The sequence below is a fragment of the Georgenia sp. 311 genome (assembly GCF_006151955.1).
Taxonomy (GTDB): Bacteria; Actinomycetota; Actinomycetes; order Actinomycetales; family Actinomycetaceae; genus Oceanitalea; species Oceanitalea wutianyii.
In genome coordinates this window covers 46,948-48,447 of record NZ_VDFS01000049.1, presented here as the reverse complement: position 1 = coordinate 48,447, position 1,500 = coordinate 46,948, and the positions used below count along the sequence as shown (strand labels likewise).

General features: G+C 74.2%; 2 protein-coding genes. Both read right to left on the bottom strand.

Annotated features, from left to right (window positions below):
- A partial coding sequence (locus FHE66_RS10915) for a thioredoxin domain-containing protein (RefSeq protein ID WP_255303700.1) occupies positions 1-578 on the bottom strand: 578 nt, incomplete at its 3' end.
- A gap of 57 nt (positions 579-635) precedes the next feature.
- The coding region (locus FHE66_RS10910) for a hypothetical protein (RefSeq protein ID WP_176554745.1) at positions 636-1,500 on the bottom strand (865 nt) is incomplete at its 5' end.

The window sequence follows — 1,500 nt, the reverse complement described above, 5'->3', positions numbered from 1 at the left end:
TAGGCGTCCGCGGCGGCGGTGTAGTCCTCGCGCTCGATGGCCTCGAGCGCCTCGGCGTGCAGCGGCGGCAGCGGCGGCTCGGCCGGCTCGGCCTCGCCCTCCTCCGGGGCGGCCCCGCTCACCGTGCCGGTGACCCCGGCCTGGGCGGCGACGCGCAGCACCTCGTCGATCACCTGGCGGACCTGCTCCACGGGGTGGTCCCCCTGGTAGAGCGGGATCGGCTGGCCGCGGACGATGGCGACGACGGTCGGGACGGCCTGGACCTGGAAGACCTGGGCGATCTGCGGGCTGGTCTCGACGTCGACGCGGGCGAGGTGGAACCGCCCGCCGTACTCGGCGGCCAGCTCGGCGAGCGTGGCCGAGGGGCCCTGCGCGTAGGAGGCGAAGACCTCCACGACGACGGGCACCCGCATCGACAGCTCGACCGTCTGCTGGAACGTCGCCTCGGTGACGTCGGAGACGAGCGGCGCGTCCGCGGCGTCACCGGCCGCGCCGCCCGGTGCCCCGGCCGGCTGGGCGGGACGGGCGAGCGCGGACAGGTCGACGGCGCCGTGCAGGTTGAGCGAGGGCTGGCTCATCACGTTCCTTCGGTTGCGGTGAGGTCCTGGGACAGGACGTTACCCTCCGACGCGGTGCTAGCCCTCGCTCACCGCGACGTTCGCGAGGATCTGCGCCGCCCCGAGCACGGAGATGAGCTCCTCACTGCCCTCCGGCGGCACCGAGAAGGCGACCGGGATGAGGTAGTGCGCCTCGGCGGCGTCGTCGATCCGGGGGTCCTGCGCCATGAGGAGGCCGATGTCCCCGCCGGCCTCGAGGGTCGCCCCCTCGACCGTCTTGCCGAGGAACAGCCGGCTGTCGATGACACCGACGACGAGCGCGCCGCCGTCCGCCGTCTCGATCGCCGACACGGTGTTCTCCCGCACGCCGTAGCGCTCGCGGACCTCACCGGCCACCTCGACGGTCGAGCGCAGCGCGTCGATCATGTCCGCGTAGCTCGTGCGGAAGGGGTCCTCGGCGAAGAGGTCCGCGCCCTCGCCGTCCGGGTCCCCGAGGAGTCCGGCGTAGAGCTCGACCGTCTCCTCCGGGCTGGCGAGCAGGCCACCGGCGTCCGGCGCGAGCGGCGGGCTGCCGGCGTCGGGGCGCGCGGTGCTCGGGGTCTGCGCGCCGGGCAGGAGCGAGGTCCAGAACCACAGCTTGTACTGGCTGCGCGCGTCCTCCTGGGTGAGCACGAGCAGCAGCGGGAGGTTCGCGTCGTCGGGCACGTGGGACACGACGTACAGCGAGCGGGGCCACTCGTCGGTGGCCGCCACGACCTCGACCTGGCTGTTCGTCGTCAGCGGCGTCGGGGTGCGCTGCCCGTCGGACGCCTCGGCGAGGCGGTACTCGGCCTCGCGCATGGACAGGGCCGGGCCGGTGAGACGCTCGGCGAGGATGTCGGCGTCGAGGGCGGCGTCCCCCTCCTCGATCGTCGCCTCGACCTCGTCGAGCACCCGCTCGATC